The 17,084-nt window shown below is 67.2% G+C and carries 17 protein-coding genes and 1 tRNA gene; 8 read left to right on the top strand and 10 right to left on the bottom strand.

Annotated elements, in window-relative coordinates; translation table 11 throughout:
• Nucleotides 1-2: 2 nt before the first annotated feature.
• Nucleotides 3-1,160, bottom strand: a complete 1,158-nt coding sequence (ssuD, locus tag WS95_RS24255) for an FMNH2-dependent alkanesulfonate monooxygenase (protein ID WP_059826770.1) — start codon at nucleotides 1,158-1,160, stop codon at nucleotides 3-5.
• Between the two features lie 340 nt (nucleotides 1,161-1,500).
• On the opposite strand from ssuD, the gene WS95_RS24250 reads away from it, so the two are divergent.
• Nucleotides 1,501-1,929 (top strand): hypothetical protein, encoded by a 429-nt coding sequence (locus tag WS95_RS24250; protein ID WP_034207173.1) that lies wholly within the window; start codon nucleotides 1,501-1,503, stop codon nucleotides 1,927-1,929.
• Between the two features lie 132 nt (nucleotides 1,930-2,061).
• On the opposite strand, the gene WS95_RS24245 is transcribed toward WS95_RS24250, so the two are convergent.
• From WS95_RS24245 to WS95_RS24235, 3 genes are read right to left on the bottom strand one after another with little or no spacing between them, the layout of a single operon-like run.
• The gene (locus WS95_RS24245; RefSeq protein WP_059826769.1) at nucleotides 2,062-3,216 is read right to left on the bottom strand and encodes an enoyl-CoA hydratase/isomerase family protein; all 1,155 of its coding nucleotides are present in this window, start codon (nucleotides 3,214-3,216) and stop codon (nucleotides 2,062-2,064) included.
• Between the two features lie 31 nt (nucleotides 3,217-3,247).
• Nucleotides 3,248-3,580, bottom strand: coding sequence for a DMT family transporter (locus WS95_RS24240; protein WP_373557168.1), 333 nt, complete (start codon nucleotides 3,578-3,580; stop codon nucleotides 3,248-3,250).
• Nucleotides 3,581-3,589: 9 nt separating this feature from the next.
• On the bottom strand, nucleotides 3,590-4,087 hold the full coding sequence (locus WS95_RS24235) for a heme-degrading domain-containing protein (RefSeq protein ID WP_059826581.1): 498 nt from the start codon (nucleotides 4,085-4,087) through the stop codon (nucleotides 3,590-3,592).
• A gap of 197 nt (nucleotides 4,088-4,284) precedes the next feature.
• Between WS95_RS24235 and WS95_RS24230 the strand changes: the two genes are divergently transcribed.
• The 7 genes from WS95_RS24230 (at nucleotide 4,285) to WS95_RS24200 (ending at nucleotide 9,565) form a co-directional block, all read left to right on the top strand.
• Nucleotides 4,285-4,361, top strand: a tRNA-Met gene (locus WS95_RS24230).
• A gap of 172 nt (nucleotides 4,362-4,533) precedes the next feature.
• Nucleotides 4,534-5,079 (top strand): NUDIX hydrolase, encoded by a 546-nt coding sequence (locus WS95_RS24225; protein WP_006476111.1) that lies wholly within the window; start codon nucleotides 4,534-4,536, stop codon nucleotides 5,077-5,079.
• Between the two features lie 11 nt (nucleotides 5,080-5,090).
• Nucleotides 5,091-5,855, top strand: a complete 765-nt coding sequence (gene aat / locus WS95_RS24220) for a leucyl/phenylalanyl-tRNA--protein transferase (protein ID WP_059785558.1) — start codon at nucleotides 5,091-5,093, stop codon at nucleotides 5,853-5,855.
• A gap of 33 nt (nucleotides 5,856-5,888) precedes the next feature.
• Nucleotides 5,889-6,719 (top strand): arginyltransferase, encoded by an 831-nt coding sequence (locus tag WS95_RS24215; RefSeq protein WP_034207170.1) that lies wholly within the window; start codon nucleotides 5,889-5,891, stop codon nucleotides 6,717-6,719.
• 98 nt (nucleotides 6,720-6,817) lie between these two features.
• Nucleotides 6,818-7,855 (top strand): quinone-dependent dihydroorotate dehydrogenase, encoded by a 1,038-nt coding sequence (locus tag WS95_RS24210; RefSeq protein ID WP_027807358.1) that lies wholly within the window; start codon nucleotides 6,818-6,820, stop codon nucleotides 7,853-7,855.
• 100 nt (nucleotides 7,856-7,955) lie between these two features.
• Nucleotides 7,956-8,750, top strand: coding sequence for a cystine ABC transporter substrate-binding protein (locus WS95_RS24205; protein WP_059826579.1), 795 nt, complete (start codon nucleotides 7,956-7,958; stop codon nucleotides 8,748-8,750).
• A 122-nt stretch (nucleotides 8,751-8,872) separates the two neighbouring features.
• Nucleotides 8,873-9,565: an amino acid ABC transporter permease gene (locus WS95_RS24200; protein ID WP_006484207.1), complete on the top strand. Its 693-nt coding sequence runs from the start codon at nucleotides 8,873-8,875 to the stop codon at nucleotides 9,563-9,565.
• Between the two features lie 52 nt (nucleotides 9,566-9,617).
• On the opposite strand, the gene WS95_RS24195 is transcribed toward WS95_RS24200, so the two are convergent.
• The 6 genes from WS95_RS24195 to rnr all read right to left on the bottom strand — a co-directional run bounded on the left by WS95_RS24195 (nucleotide 9,618) and on the right by rnr (nucleotide 16,842).
• Complete coding sequence (locus WS95_RS24195) at nucleotides 9,618-10,604, bottom strand: Gfo/Idh/MocA family protein (protein ID WP_059826576.1); 987 nt, start codon at nucleotides 10,602-10,604, stop codon at nucleotides 9,618-9,620.
• Between the two features lie 98 nt (nucleotides 10,605-10,702).
• Nucleotides 10,703-11,419, bottom strand: coding sequence for a FadR/GntR family transcriptional regulator (locus WS95_RS24190; RefSeq protein ID WP_006476118.1), 717 nt, complete (start codon nucleotides 11,417-11,419; stop codon nucleotides 10,703-10,705).
• Nucleotides 11,420-11,699: 280 nt separating this feature from the next.
• The gene (gene rpiA / locus WS95_RS24185) at nucleotides 11,700-12,395 is read right to left on the bottom strand and encodes a ribose-5-phosphate isomerase RpiA (protein WP_059826574.1); all 696 of its coding nucleotides are present in this window, start codon (nucleotides 12,393-12,395) and stop codon (nucleotides 11,700-11,702) included.
• A gap of 92 nt (nucleotides 12,396-12,487) precedes the next feature.
• A complete protein-coding gene (locus tag WS95_RS24180) occupies nucleotides 12,488-13,360 on the bottom strand; it encodes an N-acetylmuramoyl-L-alanine amidase (protein WP_059826570.1) in 873 nt (290 codons plus the stop codon).
• A gap of 118 nt (nucleotides 13,361-13,478) precedes the next feature.
• Nucleotides 13,479-14,222 (bottom strand): 23S rRNA (guanosine(2251)-2'-O)-methyltransferase RlmB, encoded by a 744-nt coding sequence (rlmB, locus tag WS95_RS24175; protein ID WP_034207165.1) that lies wholly within the window; start codon nucleotides 14,220-14,222, stop codon nucleotides 13,479-13,481.
• Between the two features lie 148 nt (nucleotides 14,223-14,370).
• Nucleotides 14,371-16,842 (bottom strand): ribonuclease R, encoded by a 2,472-nt coding sequence (gene rnr / locus WS95_RS24170; RefSeq protein ID WP_034207164.1) that lies wholly within the window; start codon nucleotides 16,840-16,842, stop codon nucleotides 14,371-14,373.
• Nucleotides 16,843-17,084: the final 242 nt, after the last annotated feature.

Here is a 17,084-nt window from a genome sequence, read left to right as displayed (position 1 = left end):
GCTCAGCTCTGGCTCGTCTTCGGCAGATAGTTGTTGCCGACGATCTCGCCGAACGGCCCCGACAGCGGGCCGGCCGCCTTCTCGACGCCCTTGCCCTTGATCAGCGGGAACACGAGCTCCGCGAAGCGATACGACTCCTCGAGGTGCGGATAGCCGGACAGGATGAACGTCTCGATGCCGAGATCCGCGTATTCGCGCATGCGTTCGGCGACCTGCTCGGGATTGCCGACGAGCGCCGTGCCGGCGCCGCCGCGCACGAGTCCCACACCGGCCCACAGGTTCGGATAGACCTCGAGCGTCTCGCGGCCGCCGCGCTTGCCGCCGTGCAGCGCGGCCATCCGGCGCTGGCCTTCCGAATCCATGTTCGCGAACGCCTTCTGCGCACGCGCGATCGTGTCGTCGTCGAGCCGGCTGATCAGCCGCTCGGCGTCACGCCACGCCTCGTCCTCGGTCTCGCGCACGATCACGTGCAGGCGGATGCCGAACTTGATCTTGCGGCCGCGCGCGTCGGCACGGGCGCGGATGTCGGCGATCTTCTTCGCGACGGCCTCGGGCGGCTCGCCCCAGGTCAGGTAGGTATCGATGTGATCGGCGGCAATCGCGTGAGCGGCCGGCGACGAGCCGCCGAACCACAGCGGCGGATGCGGGTGCTGCACGGGCGGATACAGCGCCTTGCCGCCTTTCGACTGCAGGTGCTTGCCGATGTAGTCGAATCCGTCGTTGTCGTGCGACGCGGTCAGCAGCCCGCGCCAGATGTTCAGGAAATCGTCGGTGATCTCGTAGCGCGTGTCGTGATCGGCGAAGAGACCGTCGCCTTCGAGCTCGGCCGCATCGCCGCCCGTGACGACGTTGATCAGCAGGCGGCCGCCCGACAGGCGGTCGAACGTCGCGGCCATCCGCGCGGCCAACCCCGGCGAAGCGATGCCCGGGCGCACGGCGACCAGGAACTTCAGGCGCTGCGTGGCCGGAATGAGGCTCGACGCGACGACCCACGCATCCTCGCAGGAACGACCGGTCGGCAGCAGCACGCCGTCGTAGCCGAGCGTGTCCGCCGCCACGGCGACCTGCTTGAAGTAATCGTAGTCCGCGGCACGTGCGCCTTCGGCCGTGCCGAGATAGCGGCTGTCGCCATGCGTGGGGATAAACCAGAACACATTCATCTGCTGCTCCTGCTTGACTGTCACTGCCGAAATTTGAAAAAACGTCGCCCTGCTCGCGTCGTGGATGAGCGACGCATGCATGGTGCGCATTCGAATCGGGATGGCTCGCCGGTCAGGCCGTGCAGCGGGCGAGGACGCGATCGCACGGCTGTTTCCGGGAAATCAGTCTAGGGATCGGTACAGGGCTTTGGAACGATTTTTTTGAGCTTAGGTTTTCCGCTTTCGTGATTAGCACGACGCTGGAGCGAATATCGCCGCGGCGGGGCCCTATAATGACGCACCTATCCGAATAACTCCGCGCGTCCGGCCCCCGCCGTGCGCGCCCGCGGTGCGCTCATCGATGCAGAAAGTCATCCTGCCCTTCCTGTCCGGCTTCCTGGCCGCTCTGTTCTTCCGCGAGGCCACCCTCGCCCTCCTTCACACGGCCGACCTGATCGCCGCGACCGGCTTCTCGACACAACCGTTCGCGCCGCTCGGCATTCCTGAATTTGTCGCGAATGCGCTGATCAGCGCGTGCTGTGCGATTCCGATGGCGTGGTTGTTGCGCGTCTCGCCGGAACGCGAAGCATCGTGGGTCGGCGCGCTCGTGTTCGGCGGTATCGTGCTGACGGCCGCCCGCGTGTTCGCGATCGATCCCCTGCGCGGCATCTGGCCGTCGGGCAACATGATGCCCGTGCTCGCGGCCGGCTTCGCTGCGAACGCGGTGTGGGGCTTCGGCGCGCTCGTGTTCATGCGCGCGTTCATGTCGGACGACGCGGGCGACGAATAACGCCGGCGCGAACGACACGCCCGTCTGGCCCGGACCGGCCGACGTCCATGAAAAAGGCCGCGCGCACATGCACGCGGCCTTTCCGTTTCTGCGTCGCGCGTCGATCGGCCGCACGCGCCGGCCCCATCGACGTCAGTCTTTCAGCTTGCGCAGCGGATGCGTGTCGGCCGTCCACGGGCTGTCGAACATCGCGAGCACGTCGGCACGGTCGACGTCGGCGGCCGACTTGAAACGCCACACGGGCTTGTGATCCTTGTCGACGATCAGCGCACGCACGCCTTCGATCACGTCGCCGCGCGCGAAGGTCGAGCGCGTGAGATCGAGATCGCGCCGCAGGCAATCGGCCATCGTCGCGCCGCGCGCGCGTTCGACGACTTCGAGCGACACGGCCATCGACAGCGGCGACAGCTGCTCGCGCATCGCGTGGGTCGCCTTCTCGACCCACCCGTCGACCGCCGCGCAATCCTGCTCGGCGTCGAGCGACGCGAGGATCGCGTCGAGGTCGGGCTGCGCGAAATGCCGGTCGATCCCGGCGCGCGCGTCGGCGAGCGCCGACGTGTCCGGCGTCGGCACGACCTTGTGCGCGGCGGCCGCGTCGGTCACGCAGGCGACGGCCTGCGCACCGCTGTCGAGACGCACGCTGCGCAGCGTGTCGAGCAGCGCCGGCAGCGCGGCATCGGGCAGATAGACGTCGGCGAGTTGCGCGTACAGCGCGCCGGCCGCGTCGAGCGTCGCGCCCGTCACCGCGAGATAACGGCCGATCGCGCCGGGCGTACGCGCGAGGAACCAGCTCATTCCGACGTCCGGGAACAGACCGATGCGCGTTTCGGGCATCGCCATTTTCGTCGAGTCGGTCACGACGCGCAGGCCGCCCGTATGCCGCGCCGCCTGCGAAATCCCCATGCCGCCGCCCATCACGACGCCGTGCATCAACGCGATGTACGGCTTCGGATACGTGAAGATCGCATGGTTGAGCGTGTATTCCTCGATGAAGAACGTGTCGACCGCATCGCGGTCGCCGCGCTGCCACGCGTCGTGGAAGAAGCGCACGTCGCCGCCCGCGCAGAATGCGCGCGGATGCGGGCTGTGCACGACGACCGCGATGACGTCGGGATCGTCGCGCCACGTGTCGAGCGCCTGCTGCATCAACCGGATCATGCCGACCGACAGCGCATTCAACGCCTTCGGCCGGTTCAGTTCGAGAAAGCCGATGCGGTTCGCGACATACGCACGCACGTCGGGCTGGGCGGATTCGGCGGAAACGGCGGCGGAAGTGGAATCGGTCATGAAGGTCATCCGGCAAACGGCGGGCGCACGCTCAGTGCGCCTGCATCTTCGAAAACAGGTTCAGCACCACGACGCCGGAGATGATCAGCCCGAGGCCGATCACCGCCGGCACGTCCGGCACCTGGCGATAGAGCAGCATCGCGACGAGCGTGATCAGCACGATGCCGGCGCCCGACCAGACTGCATAGATGATGCCGACGGGCATCGTGCGCAACGTGAGCGACAGGCAGTAGAACGCGACGCCGTAACCGGCGACGACGAGCACCGACGGCCACAAGCGCGTGAAACCGTCCGCCGCGCGCAGCGCGGACGTGCCGATCACTTCCGCGACGATCGCGATCGCGAGCCATGCGTAACCGGGCAGTTGCATCGCTCAGCTCCTTGCGAGGGCCAGTACCGCATAGTCGTGACCGAGCTCGGCACACAGCGCCTCGACGACGAACTCGTGGTCCGCGCGCTGCGGCAGCCCGGACGCCGTGATCGAGCCGATCACACCGGCGCCGGCGACGGTCAGCGGAAACGAACCGCCGTGCGACGCGTACTCCGCGACCGGCAACCCGTGCTTGTCCGCGAGCGTCGCGCCGGCCTGCTGCATGCGCAGGCCGATCGCGTACGAGCTGCGGCGAAAATGCGCGACGACGTTGCGCTTGCGGCGCACCCAGTCGGCGTTGTCGGGCGTCGCGCCGGCGAGCGCCGCGTAAAACAGCGGCTGGCCGAACGTGACGACGTCGATCGCGATCGCATGACCGCGCGACGTCGCGAGCGCATGCATGCGGTTGCCGAGCGCCCATGCGCGGGCCGGGTCGAAATGGGGAAACACGAGCGCCTGTTCCTGCGCGCCGATCGATTGCAGATCGTGAGCGATGTCCATGAATCCGTCGATGCAGTAGTGAGAGTCGCAACGGCGCCGATGCGATCGCGCAGGGCCGCTGCCGGGATGACGACACAAACCGCTCGATTCTAGCGCACGTGCCTCCCCGTACCGGCCCCACCGGCGCCCGCCACCCGGCCATCAGAAAACACTTGCACGCATTCTGGATAGCCCATATAATCTATTTCTTCGACGGACGCGGGGTGGAGCAGTCTGGCAGCTCGTCGGGCTCATAACCCGAAGGTCGTAGGTTCAAATCCTACCCCCGCAACCAACCGTCCAGAATTTCGCAAAAAGCCCGGCTTCGCGCCGGGCTTTTTGTTTTTGCGCGTCCGGGCGTCGCGCACGCGAGCGCCGTTTCGCGCGACACGCCGCGGCATGCGTGGGCGTTCGAGAATGCCGCGGCCCGGTGATACACTCGCATCAACTCGTCCCTTCCACTCGACATGAAATTCTGCTCCGTCTGCGGTCACGAAGTCCTTGCGCGCATTCCTCCTGGCGACAACCGCGAGCGCTTCGTCTGCGATCACTGCGGCACGATCCACTATCAGAATCCGCGCAACGTCGTCGGCACGGTCCCGGTCTGGGGCGACCAGATCCTGCTGTGCCGCCGCGCGATCGAACCGCGCTACGGATTCTGGACGCTGCCGGCGGGTTTCATGGAAATGGGCGAAACGACCGCGGAGGCCGCCGCGCGCGAAACGCTCGAGGAAGCCGGCGCGCGCGTCGAGGTGCAGAACCTGTTCACGCTGCTCAACGTGCCGCACGTGCACCAGGTCCACCTGTTCTACCTTGCGCGGCTCACCGATCCGGGTTTCGAAGCCGGCGAGGAAAGCCTCGAAGTCAAACTGTTCGACGAAGCCGACATCCCGTGGGACGAGATCGCGTTCCCGACCGTCAGCCAGACGCTGCGCTTCTTCTTCGCCGATCGCGCCGCCGGCGATTACGGCGTGCACACCGGCGATATCTTCCGCTCGCTGCGCAACGGCTGAGCCCCGCACCCATGGTTCCCTGGCTCGGTCCGGACGATCCGTTTCCGTCCATCGAACGCGCGCTCGGCCCCGCGACCGGCGCTCCCGGGCTGCTCGCCGCGAGCGCCGACCTGCTGCCGTCGCGCCTCATCGACGCCTACCTGCGCGGCATCTTCCCGTGGTATTCGGACGGCCAGCCGGTGCTGTGGTGGAGCCCGGACCCGCGCATGATCCTCGTGCCGGCCGAATTCAAGGTCGCGCCGTCGCTGCGCAAGACGCTCAAGCGCGTGCTGCGCGAGCCGGAATGGGAGGTGCGCGTCGATCACGACTTTCCCGGCGTGATGCGCGCGTGCGCGCAGGCGCCGCGCCGCGGGCAGCGCGGCACCTGGATCACCGCCGAGATCATCGACGCCTATACGTCGCTCTACCGCACCGGCAACGCGCACAGCATCGAGACGTGGCACGGCGGGCGCCGCGTCGGCGGCCTCTACGGCGTCTCGTTCGGCCGGATGTTTTTCGGCGAGTCGATGTATGCGGACGTGACCGATGCGTCGAAAATCGCGCTGGCCGCGCTCGTCGCGCACCTTCGCGAGCACGGGCTGGAAATGATAGACTGCCAGCAGAATACGTCGCATCTAGCGTCGCTCGGCGGCCGCGAGATCGCACGCAAGGCCTTTGTCGCTCACGTGCGCCGCGCGGTAGCCGAACCGCCGATTCCGTGGCAGTTCGACAAGCGCGTGCTCGCCGCGCTGACGAGCCCCGCCGAAACGGCGGCGCCCTCCGGGACCGAGCGCTAGCGCGGCACTCCTTCCCTGCATCGAGAGCTGCCCATGACTCACCCGACTGAGCTGCCGCTTTCACCGCTTTCGGCGCTGCAATTCTATGCAACGGCGCCCTATCCGTGCAGCTATCTGGACGGCCGCATCGCACGCTCGCAAGTCGCGACGCCGAGCCACCTGATCAATTCCGACATCTACACCGAACTCGTGAAGGCCGGCTTCCGCCGCTCGGGCGTCTTCACGTACCGCCCGTACTGCGACGGCTGCCGCGCATGCGTGCCGGTGCGCGTGCCGGCCGGCAAGTTCGTGCCGACGCGCACGCAGCGCAGGATGTGGAAGCGGCACCGCGCGCTGGTCGCGACGGTCTCGCCGCTGCACTACGACGAAGAGCATTACGCGCTCTACATGCGCTACCAGTCCGCGCGCCACGCGGGCGGCGGCATGGATCGCGACAGCCGCGACCAGTACGAACAGTTCCTGCTGCAAAGCCGGATCAATTCGCGCCTCGTCGAATTCCGCGACCTCGACGCACCAGGCGGCGAACCCGGCAAGCTGCGGATGGTCAGCATGATCGACATCCTCGGCGACGGGCTGTCGTCGGTGTACACGTTCTTCGAGCCCGACGAGCGGCACACGAGCTACGGCACCTACAACATCCTGTGGCAGATCGAACAGGCGAAGAGCCTCGGGCTGCCCTACGTGTACCTCGGCTACTGGATCCGCGAGAGTCCGAAGATGGCCTACAAGGCGAACTTCCATCCGCTCGAAGGCCTGATCGACGGACGCTGGAAGGCGCTCGACCCCGAACGGGTCGACCTGCCGCCCGTCGACGCGGCGCTCGCGCGCGCGCCGTTGCCGGGCGGACATTCGGGCACGGGCTGACGCGCGGCGCGGCGGCTACGGAGCGAAGCACGCCCGTACCGTGCAACTCCCGGTAAAATAGCGGGTTGTCATTCATTTCGGCTGCCCGCCCCATTCCCGTGTTCAGTTCCCTCTACCCGCTGGCCCGCGCATCCCTGTTCAAAATGGATGCGGAAGACGCTCACCACCTTACGCTGCGCGCGCTCGGCGCGGCCGGCCGCACGGGCCTCGCCTGCGCGCTGTCGGCCCGCGTGCCCGACGCGCCACGCACCGTGATGGGGCTCACGTTCCGCAATCCGGTCGGCCTCGCGGCCGGCCTCGACAAGGATGGCGCGGCCATCGACGGCCTCGCGGCGCTCGGTTTCGGCTTCATCGAGGTCGGCACGGTCACGCCGCGCCCGCAGCCCGGCAATCCGCGCCCGCGGATGTTCCGGCTGCCGCAGGCCGAAGCACTGATCAACCGGATGGGCTTCAACAACCACGGCGTCGACCAGTTCGTGAAGAACGTCCAGGCCGCCCGCTACCGCGGCATCCTCGGCCTGAACATCGGCAAGAACGCCGACACGCCGATCGAGCGCGCGGCCGAGGATTATCTGTACTGCCTCGAGCGCGTGTACCCGTTCGCGAGCTACGTGACGATCAACATCTCGTCACCGAACACCAAGAACCTGCGCCAGTTGCAGGGCGCGGGCGAACTCGATGCGCTGCTCGCCGCGCTGAAGGACAAGCAGCAGCGCCTCGCCGACCTGCACGGCAAGCTCGTGCCGCTCGCGCTGAAGATCGCGCCCGACCTCGACGACGAACAGGTCAAGGAAATCGGCGACACGCTGCTGCGCCACAAGATCGAAGCGGTCATCGCCACCAATACGACGCTGTCGCGCGCGGCCGTCCAGGGCCTGCCGCACGCGGACGAAGCCGGCGGCCTGTCGGGCCGCCCGGTGTTCGATGCGTCGAACGAAGTGATCCGCAAGCTGCACGCGGAAGTCGGCAACGACGTGCCGATCATCGGCGTCGGCGGCATTTTTTCGGGCGAGGACGCGCGTGCGAAGCTGGCGGCCGGCGCGGCGCTCGTCCAGCTCTATACCGGCTTCATCTATCGCGGCCCGGCACTCGTGTCGGAGTGCGTGAAGGCGATTGCCCGCGAACGCAGCGCGTAATATAGTCATAAGCAAACGATATTTAGATATCGATAGCGTTTTTGCTATCATCGACCTCACTATCCGACTCATTGACCCGGACAGGGCAAGGACACTCACGATGAAATTTTCGCTGCTGAAGAAGCTGCTGGTTGCCGGCGTGATCGGCACGTCGTTCGCTGCGGCAACCGCGCATGCGGCCGACCTCCTCGATCAGGTCAAGCAACGCGGCACGCTGCGGGTCGGCCTCGAAGGCACGTTCCCGCCGTTCAACTCGAAGAGCCCGCAAGGCGAGCTCGTCGGCTTCGACGTCGACATCGCGAAGGCCGTCGCGGCGAAGCTCGGCGTGAAGGCCGAATTCGTGACGACCGAATGGAGCGGCATCATCGCGGGCCTGCAGGCCGGCAAGTTCGACGTGATCGCCAACCAGGTCGGCATCACCGACAAGCGCAAGGAAACGCTCGACTTCTCGCCGGCGTACACGTACTCGTCCGCGCAACTGATCCAGCGCAAGGACGACGCGCGCCAGTTCAAGTCGCTGGAAGACCTGAAGGGCAAGAAGCTCGGCGTCGCGCTCGGCACGAACTACATGGACATGGCGAAATCGGTGCCGGGCATCGACGTGAAGACGTACCCGGGCGCGCCCGAGTACCTGCGCGATCTCGCGGCCGGCCGCCTCGACGCGGCGCTCAACGACCGCCTGATGCTCGCGTACCTGACGAAGAATTCCGATCTGCCGTTGCGCCCGGGCGCGAACGTCGGCTCGGCGAACCCGTCGGGCATCCCGTTCAAGAAGGGCAACCCGAAGTTCCAGAAGGCGATCGACGACGCGATGGCGCAACTCGAGGCCGACGGCACGTTCACGAAGATCTCCGACAAGTGGTTCGGCATCGACGTGACGAAACCGATCAAGTAAGCACGCCTGCATTTCCCGCCCGACGGCGGGCCGGAAAGGGCGGCATCCGCAACGATGCCGCCCTTTGTTTTATCGGTCCGGTTTATGATTGCGCTTTCGCGCACGCATTCGCTTCGTATTCCATGTCGACAACGTCCCTGCTCGTCCAATCGCTGCCGGTGCTCGCCCAGGGTGCCGTACTGACCGTCAAGTTCGCCGTGCTGTCGATGGTGTTCGGCCTGCTTGGCGCCGTCGTGCTCGCGATGATGGGCATCCGGCAAAGCGAAGCGCTCGACGGCTTCGAGCGCATCTGGGTCAACGCGCTCGCGTGGCTGGCGCGCGCGTACGTGAGCCTGATGCGCGGCACGCCGCTGCTCGTGCAGATCTTCGTCATCTATTACGGGCTGCCGAGCCTCGGCATCTCGCTCGACCCGACGCCGGCCGGCGTGATCGCGCTGTCCGCGAACGTCGCGGCCTACATGTCTGAAAGCATGCGCGGCGCGATCAACGGGATCGCGCGCGGCCAGTGGCTCGCCGCGTACAGCCTCGGGCTGTCGTGGGGGCAGACGCTGCGCTACGTGATCGGCCCGCAGGCGCTGCGCATCGCGGTGCCGAGCCTGTCGAACAGCCTGATCAGCCTGATCAAGGACACGTCGCTCGTGTCGGTGATCACCGTGACCGAACTGCTGCGCAGCGCGCAGGAAGTGATCGCGGCGACCTATCAGCCGCTGCCGCTCTATCTCGCCGCCGCGGCCGTGTACTGGATCCTGTGCCAGATTCTCGAATGGGTACAGCGCTGGTACGAAAAGCGCCTGTCGCTGCCGTCGCGGCACTGAGCCGCGCAATTGCACCGGGCCGCGCTCGCGGGCCCGGCACCCGCCTTGCCGCTTACTCGCCCGAATAACGCACGCCGAGCACGGCGCGCGCCGCGTCGGTCATCGCGATCATCTGCCGCGAATGGTCGTGCGTCATGATCGGGCTTTCGATCTCGCCCGCGCGCAGCAGGTCGCAGAAATGCGCGGTTTCGTAGTTCAGCCCGCCGCCGTCGACCGGCGCGTCGAGCTCGACGGTGCGCCCGTCCGCGTAGCGGATCGTCGCCCGCGCGGGGTTCCACCACTTTTCGTGAATCGTCACGTGGCCGCCCGCCGCGGCGATCAGCGCATCGCCGCGCCCCATCACGTCGAGGCCGCAAAAGAGCTGCGCGATCCCGCCGTTCGCATGCACGCTGTTCAGGCTCGCGAACAGGTCGACACCCGTCGCGCCGACGCGGCCGAGCGTCTGCACGTCGCGCGCCGCGCCGAGCCAGTCGATGGCAAGGAACGCCTCGTAGATGCCGATATCGAGCAGCGCGCCGCCCGCGCGATCGAGCCGATAGACGGAATGGTCCGCCGGCACCGACGACGATGCACAACCGGCCCGCACGAGCCGGATCTCGCCGATCGGATCGTCACGCAGATGCGCGCGCAACTGACGGTACAGCGGGAAGAATGGCGGCTTCATCGCCTCCATGAAGAGCCGCCCGGCATCGCGCGCCGCGTTCAGCACCGTGTCGAGCTGCACGGCGTTCAGCGCCGCGGGCTTCTCGCACAGCACGGCCTTGCCGGCGGCCAATGCGGCCAGCGTGTACTGCGCGTGACTGTCATGGAGCGTCGCGATGTAGACCGCGTCGATATCGCTCGCGAGGAGCGCGTCGAGGCGCGCGGCAGGTGCGCCGCCGTATGTCTCGCAGAAGGCGGCCGCTGCGTCGGCGCGGCGGGCCCAGACGCCGGCGAGCGTGGCGCCCGGCACGTGCGCGAGGCTTTGCGCGAAGCGGCGCGCAATGCTGCCCGCACCGACGATGCCGAAGCGCACCGGGCGATGGTCGTTGTCGTTCATCCTGATCTTCCGTGTCGGTCGTATGACGGTTGCCGGCACGCTGCCGGCCGGCCGTCATGATAAACGGCCCGGCACACGGATGAGCGATACGCGCGGCGTCAGGCACGCACCGGCACGTCGACCGAGAAATCGCGCGAAATCTCGTCCGCGCTGAAATCGATCAGCGCGAGCGAGGCCGCTTCGGCTTCGCGCGGGTCGCGCCGTTCGATCGCATCGACGACGCGCGCATGCGCCTTCACCGCGATGTCGTGCGCGCCTTCCTTCTGCACGACGCGCGGATTCACGAGACGCACTGCCCCGCGCACGATCGCCGCCATCTGCTGGAAGAACTGGTTGCCGCTCGCCTGCACGATCCGCGTATGCAGCAACTCGTCCGCCGTGTCGTAGCCGGGGTCGCCCGGCTGCAGCACCTTGAACGCATCGAACGCTTCGCGAATGCCCGCGATGTCGGCCGCCGTCGCGCGCACCGCCGCCTGCGCGGTCGCGCGCGGTTCGATCAGCATGCGGAATTCGATGACGTCGCGCATGAACTGCGGATCGGGCTTCGCCCGAAATCGCCAGCTCACGACGTCTTCGTCGATCATCCGCCAGTCGCGCATCGGCCGCACGCGCGTACCGACTTTCGGACGCACGTCGAGCATGTCGCGCGCAAGCAACATCGACAACGCTTCCCGCATCACCGTGCGGCTCACGTCGAACTCTTTCGACAGCACGTCCTGTGGCGGCAAGATGCCGCCGTACTTGTCTTCGACGATACCCGCGACAAGCCCATCCATCACTTTGGCGACCAGTGACCGGTCTTTGCCCTGCTCCATGACACCTCCCCGTGCGTCGATTTGCGAACACCTGCTCCGCAGTTCCGCCGGCCCTGGTTACTACTGTTCTTATGATCTATAAGTTGATGAGTTCGACGATATTTCGCTATCTGGTAAACACCTGACAGGGTTATCCCTCTTTTGAACGAGGTGATTTATACGGCTAAAAAAAAGGCCCGGGAAGCGCGCCGCGCCTGCCGGACCCCGGTTTCCACAAGATTTATATATCCAATCCATGACGGCAGATAGCGCGCCGTTACGGACTGCTTCTCATTCAGATTCAGCCAGCCGGATAAACGATCGTTTCAACGCCGTTTTCCGTGCCGAGCAAGCACAGATTCGCACCGCGCTCGGCGAACAGGCCGACCGTCACGACGCCCGGCCAGGCGTTCACCTGCGCTTCGAAACCGCGCGGATCGGCGATCTGCAGGCCCTTCACGTCGACGATCTCGTTACCGTTGTCCGTGATGTAGGGCGCGCCGTCCTTCGTCACGCGCAGCACGGGCACGCCGCCGAGCGCGGTCACGCGCCGGCCGATCGCCGTGCGCGCCATCGGCACGACCTCGATCGGCAGCGGGAATGCGCCGAGCACCGGCACGCGCTTGCTGGCGTCGGCGATACAGACGAACGTGTCGGCCACCGACGCGACGATCTTCTCGCGCGTCAGCGCGCCGCCGCCGCCCTTGATCATCGCGCCGCTCGCGTCGATCTCGTCGGCGCCGTCGACGTACACCTGAAGCGACTCGACCTCGTTCATGTCGAACACCTTGATGCCGTGCGATTTCAGGCGTTCGGTCGTGGCGACCGAGCTGGACACGGCACCGCGATAGCGCGATTTGACGGCGGCGAGCGCGTCGATGAAGCAGTTGGCGGTCGAGCCGGTGCCGACACCGATCACCGCACCTTCGGGTACGTTCTGGATCACGTAATCGGCGGCGGCTTGGCCGACGAGGCGTTTGAGTTCGTCTTGAGTCATGGCGTGGTAATGCTGCGGGATTGCGGAAAACCGCCAGTTTACCGGAGTCGGCGCACGGTCCCGCGTTTTTCCGCGGGCGATGCGCCGCGTATTCAGCGCGTGTCGGCGGCCGGCGCGGGGTCCGCCGCTTGCGTGCCGGGGAAGTACTTGTCGAGCAGCGCCTGCGCGATCGCGTCGCTTTCCGCGTCCGGGTTGCCCGCGTAATCAGACGGCCGGAAATGCATCTGGAACGCCGCGAACACGCGCCGCGTGCGCGTGTCGAGCACGCCGTCGGTCGGCACGTCGTAGCCGTAGCGCGCGAGCTTGAGCTGCAGTTCGCGCACGTCGACCGGCGCGTGCGGATCGCGGCCGCCGAGCCGTGCGGCGACGGTCGCATCGTCCGGCCATGCGCCGACGCCGGCTTGCGCGAGCGCATGCCACGGGAACAGCGGCCCGGGATCGATCTTGCGTTGCGGTGCGATGTCGCTGTGCCCGACCACGCGCGTCGGCGCAATTCCGTAGCGCGCGACGATGTCCTTCGACAGGCGGATCAGCGCGTCGACCTGTTCGGGCGGATACGGCTGCCAGGTGCGCTGCTGCGGATCGAGCGGGCCGCGGTTCACGTTCTCGATTCCGATCGACACCGCGTTCAGCTCGGTCGTGCCCTGCCACTCGCTGATACCCGCGTGCCACGCGCGCCGTGCTTCCGGAACGAGCTGGTAGACGACGGGCATCCCACGCTCGGTGCGCGGCTGCGGCGGGATGACGTAATGCACGCTGACCGACTCGCCGGTCAGCGTGCGCAGCGATTTCGCCTCGTCGCTTTCGGTGTAATGCATCACGAGAAAGCGGATCCGCGCATCGGCGCCGCGCGCATGCAGGCTCGTGTCGGCGTAGTAGGCGCCGCGATCGACGAGCGTCGGCGACGTACAGGCCGCCAGCAGGCCGAGCACGGCGCAGGAGACGCCGACACGGAACAGGGTCATCGGTCTCGGATTCCGGAGAGCTTGCATCGGCGCACGCGTCGTTCGGGTCATTCGATGCCCGCGCATCGCGCGCGGGACGGGCCGGCCCCCGGATCAGCCTCGGGGGGCAGCCTCGGGGTCAGCCCTTCACGCGCCGCTGGCGCACGGCCTCGTACAGGCACACGCCGCTCGCGACCGACACGTTCAGGCTTTCCACGCTGCCGGCCATCGGGATGCTCATCACTTCGTCGCAGGTGTCGCGCGTGAGCCGGCGCATGCCTTCGCCTTCCGCGCCCATCACGAGCGCGACCGGGCCGTCGAGCTTCGTTTCGTAGAGCGTCGCCGGCGCCTCGTCCGACGTGCCGATGATCCATACGCCGGCTTCCTTCAGCTCGCGCAGCGCGCGGGCGAGGTTCGTCACCGTGATGTACGGCACCGTATCGGCCGCGCCGCTCGCCACCTTGGCCGCGGTCGCGTTCAGGCCGACCGCCCGGTCGCGCGGCGCGATCACCGCGTGCGCGCCAGCCGAATCGGCGACCCGCAGGCACGCGCCGAGGTTGTGCGGATCGGTGACGCCGTCGAGCACGAGCAGCAGCGCGGGCCCGTTGATGCCGTCGAGCAGCTCGGACAGGTTCTGCGCGAGCGGCATGTCCTCGACGCGCGCGACGACGCCCTGGTGGCGCTCGGTATGCGCGAGGCCCCACAGGCGCGTTTCGTCGGCTGCGATCAGCCGCACGCCCGCTTCCTTCGCGGCGTGCAGGAACTCCTGCATGCGGCGGTCGCGGCGCGTCTGGTCGTACAGCACCTCCGCCACCGTCGATGCATCGTGCCGCATACGTGCGGTCACCGCATGAAAACCGTAAAGAACCTTCAGACGTGACATGACTGGAACAACCTTCGATCAAACGTGCGGCCGCGCGACGTGCGCAGCCGCGATCCATGGAAAAGGAAAGCGCCGCGTGGCCGGCCGATGACCGGTGACGCGGCGTCTCTCGATACTGCAGGGCGTGCGCTTGCGCCGCCCCGAACGCTCAATACTTCTTGCGGGCGCGGGCCTTCTTCGCGGCCGGCTTCGCCGGCGCGCCGCCGCCACCGCCCTTCTTCTTCGCGGCGCCACGCGCGGCGCGCGCTTCCTTCACCGCGACGCTCGGCGCGCTCGCGGCCGTCTTGCGGCGCGGCACGGTTTCCTCCGCCGGCGGCAGCGCACGCACGCGCGGGCCGCTGCCGTTGCGATCGACGCCGGCAGCCGGCGCGGGCGACGGCCGCGGCGCCTTCACCGGCGTATCGCGCACGAGGCGGAAATCGATCTTGCGCGCGTCGAGATCGACGCGGCTCACCTGCACGCGCACGCGATCCGACAGGCGATAGCGGATGCCCGTGCGTTCGCCGCGCAGCTCGTTCTTGATCTCGTCGTACTGGAAGTAGTCCGAGCCGAGCTCCGTCACGTGCACGAGCCCTTCGATGAACAGCGTGTCGAGCTGCACGAAGATGCCGAACGACGTCACGCCGTTCACCATCCCGCCGTACTCCTCGCCGAGCTTGTCGCGCATGAAGTAGCACTTGAGCCACGCTTCGACGTCGCGCGACGCTTCGTCCGCGCGGCGTTCGTTCGCCGAGCAGTGCAGGCCGAGCTCTTCCCAGATCGCCGTGTTCGAACGCGAGCGGCCGCGCGCTTCGTCGTCGGCCTGCTGCATCGCGCGGGCGCGCGGCGACAGCGCGGTATTCAGCTCGAAGCCTTCCGGCGCCTTCGGCGCGTACTTCTTGCCCGACAGGATCGCGTAGATCGCGCGGTGCGTGAGCAGGTCCGGATAACGGCGGATCGGGCTCGTGAAGTGCGCGTATGCCTCGTACGCGAGACCGAAGTGGCCGATGTTGTCCGGGCTGTAGACGGCCTGCTGCATCGAGCGCAGCAGCATCGGCTGCAGCATCTGCGCGTCCGGCCGGTCGCGGATCTGCGCCATCAGCGCCGCGTAGTCGCTCGCATGCGGCTTGTCGCCGCCGCCGAGCGACAGACCCATACCGCGCAGGAACGCGCGCAGGTTCTCCAGCTTCTCCGGCGTCGGTCCCGCGTGCACGCGGTACAGGCCCGGATGCTTGTTGCGCTTCAGGAAATCGGCCGCGCAGACGTTCGCGGCCAGCATGCATTCCTCGATCAGCTTGTGCGCGTCGTTGCGCTGACGCGGCACGATCTGCTCGATCTTGCCCTGCGAGTTGCAGACGATATAGGTCTCGGTCGTGTCGAAGTCGATCGCACCGCGCTTTTGTCGCGCGGCGAACAGCGACTTGTAGACGCCGTACAGATCCTGCAGGTGCGGCAGCAGATCGGCGCGGCGCGCAGCCTCCGGCCCCTTCGTGTTCGACAGCACGGCCGCGACTTCGGTGTACGTCAGGCGCGCCGCCGAATGGATCACGGCCGGATAGAACTGGTATGCCTTGATCTCGCCGCGCGCGGTGATCACCATGTCGCACGCGAGCACGCAGCGATCGACCTGCGGATTCAGCGAACAGAGGCCGTTCGACAGCTTCTCCGGCAGCATCGGGATCACGCGGCGCGGGAAGTAGACCGACGTGCTGCGCTCGAGCGCGTCGGCATCGAGCCCGCTACCCGGCTGGACGTAGTGCGACACGTCGGCGATCGCGACGATCAGGCGGTAGCCGTCGCCGCGGCCGACCTTGACCGGCTCGCAGTAGACGGCGTCGTCGAAGTCGCGGGCGTCCTCGCCGTCGATCGTCACGAGCGGCACGTCGCGCAGGTCGACGCGAAAACGCAGGTCGGCCGGCCGCACCTTGTCGGGCAGCGCGGCGGCTTCGTCGAGCGCCGGCTGGCTGAATTCGTGCGGCACGCCGTACTTGCGCACCGCGATTTCGATCTCCATGCCCGGATCGTCGATATCGCCGAGCACTTCGACGACACGGCCGAGCGGCTGCGAATGGCGGCTCGGGAAATCGGTCAGCTCGACGACGACGACCTGCCCGACCTTCGCCTTCTTCACGTTCTGCGTGATCAGGATGTCGTGGCCGATGCGCTTGTCTTCCGGCGCGACGATCAGCGCGCCGTTCTCGTTCAGCAGGCGGCCGATCACGCGCTTGTTCGCGCGCTCGGTGACTTCGACGACATGCCCTTCCGGCCGGCCGCGGCGATCGTAGCCGACGATCCGCGCGAGCACGCGGTCGTTGTGCATCACCTTCTGCATTTCGCCGTTCGGCAAAAACAGGTCGTCCTGGCCGTCGTCGCGGATCACGAACCCGTAGCCGTCGCGATGCCCCTGCACACGCCCCGCGACGAAATTCGACGGATGGGTCAACTGGTAATGGCCGCGCTTGTCGAGGCGGATCTGGCCGTCGCGCTCCATCGCGGCGACACGCCGGAAGAACCCCTCGCGCTCCTGACGCTTGATCGACAGGGCTTCGGCGATGTCGTTGGCGGCCAGCGGCGCGTCGCTCGTACGCAGCACGCCGAGAATCTCTTCACGGCTCGGAATGGGGTACGGATATTTGCTCAAGGGTTTGTCGATGATTGTTCTCGTTGCGTTGACCGATGGTGCACGGCATCAACATAGAGGTGTCCGTCCGAGACAGTTCTATATTGACGGCGGCGGGTCATTCTATCACCCGCCCGTGTCGCCAAATGACGGGAATGCCGCGGCCGCGCACGGCGGCGGCCGGTTTGCGATGCACCGCAAAAAGATGTTGACAGGAATAATTGGGGCGCTATAATTTCGCTTCTTTGCAGCAAGCAGCTACT

The sequence above is a fragment of the Burkholderia sp. MSMB1826 genome (assembly GCF_001526325.1).
GTDB lineage: Bacteria > Pseudomonadota > Gammaproteobacteria > Burkholderiales > Burkholderiaceae > Burkholderia.
The sequence above is the reverse complement of the archived record's forward strand: the minus strand, read 5'-3'. Positions and strand labels throughout refer to the sequence as shown.

Excerpts from the sequence above, each read along its gene's own strand:
- ssuD (WP_059826770.1), bottom strand. The coding sequence starts at position 1,160 with ATGAATGTGTTCTGGTTTATCCCCACGCATGGCGACAGCCGCTATCTC.
- WS95_RS24250 (WP_034207173.1), top strand. The coding sequence starts at position 1,501 with ATGCAGAAAGTCATCCTGCCCTTCCTGTCCGGCTTCCTGGCCGCTCTG.
- WS95_RS24245 (WP_059826769.1), bottom strand. The coding sequence starts at position 3,216 with ATGACCGATTCCACTTCCGCCGCCGTTTCCGCCGAATCCGCCCAGCCC.
- WS95_RS24235 (WP_059826581.1), bottom strand. The coding sequence starts at position 4,087 with ATGGACATCGCTCACGATCTGCAATCGATCGGCGCGCAGGAACAGGCG.
- WS95_RS24225 (WP_006476111.1), top strand. The coding sequence starts at position 4,534 with ATGAAATTCTGCTCCGTCTGCGGTCACGAAGTCCTTGCGCGCATTCCT.
- aat (WP_059785558.1), top strand. The coding sequence starts at position 5,091 with ATGGTTCCCTGGCTCGGTCCGGACGATCCGTTTCCGTCCATCGAACGC.
- WS95_RS24215 (WP_034207170.1), top strand. The coding sequence starts at position 5,889 with ATGACTCACCCGACTGAGCTGCCGCTTTCACCGCTTTCGGCGCTGCAA.
- WS95_RS24205 (WP_059826579.1), top strand. The coding sequence starts at position 7,956 with ATGAAATTTTCGCTGCTGAAGAAGCTGCTGGTTGCCGGCGTGATCGGC.
- WS95_RS24200 (WP_006484207.1), top strand. The coding sequence starts at position 8,873 with ATGTCGACAACGTCCCTGCTCGTCCAATCGCTGCCGGTGCTCGCCCAG.
- WS95_RS24195 (WP_059826576.1), bottom strand. The coding sequence starts at position 10,604 with ATGAACGACAACGACCATCGCCCGGTGCGCTTCGGCATCGTCGGTGCG.
- WS95_RS24190 (WP_006476118.1), bottom strand. The coding sequence starts at position 11,419 with ATGGAGCAGGGCAAAGACCGGTCACTGGTCGCCAAAGTGATGGATGGG.
- rpiA (WP_059826574.1), bottom strand. The coding sequence starts at position 12,395 with ATGACTCAAGACGAACTCAAACGCCTCGTCGGCCAAGCCGCCGCCGAT.
- WS95_RS24180 (WP_059826570.1), bottom strand. The coding sequence starts at position 13,360 with ATGACCCTGTTCCGTGTCGGCGTCTCCTGCGCCGTGCTCGGCCTGCTG.
- rlmB (WP_034207165.1), bottom strand. The coding sequence starts at position 14,222 with ATGTCACGTCTGAAGGTTCTTTACGGTTTTCATGCGGTGACCGCACGT.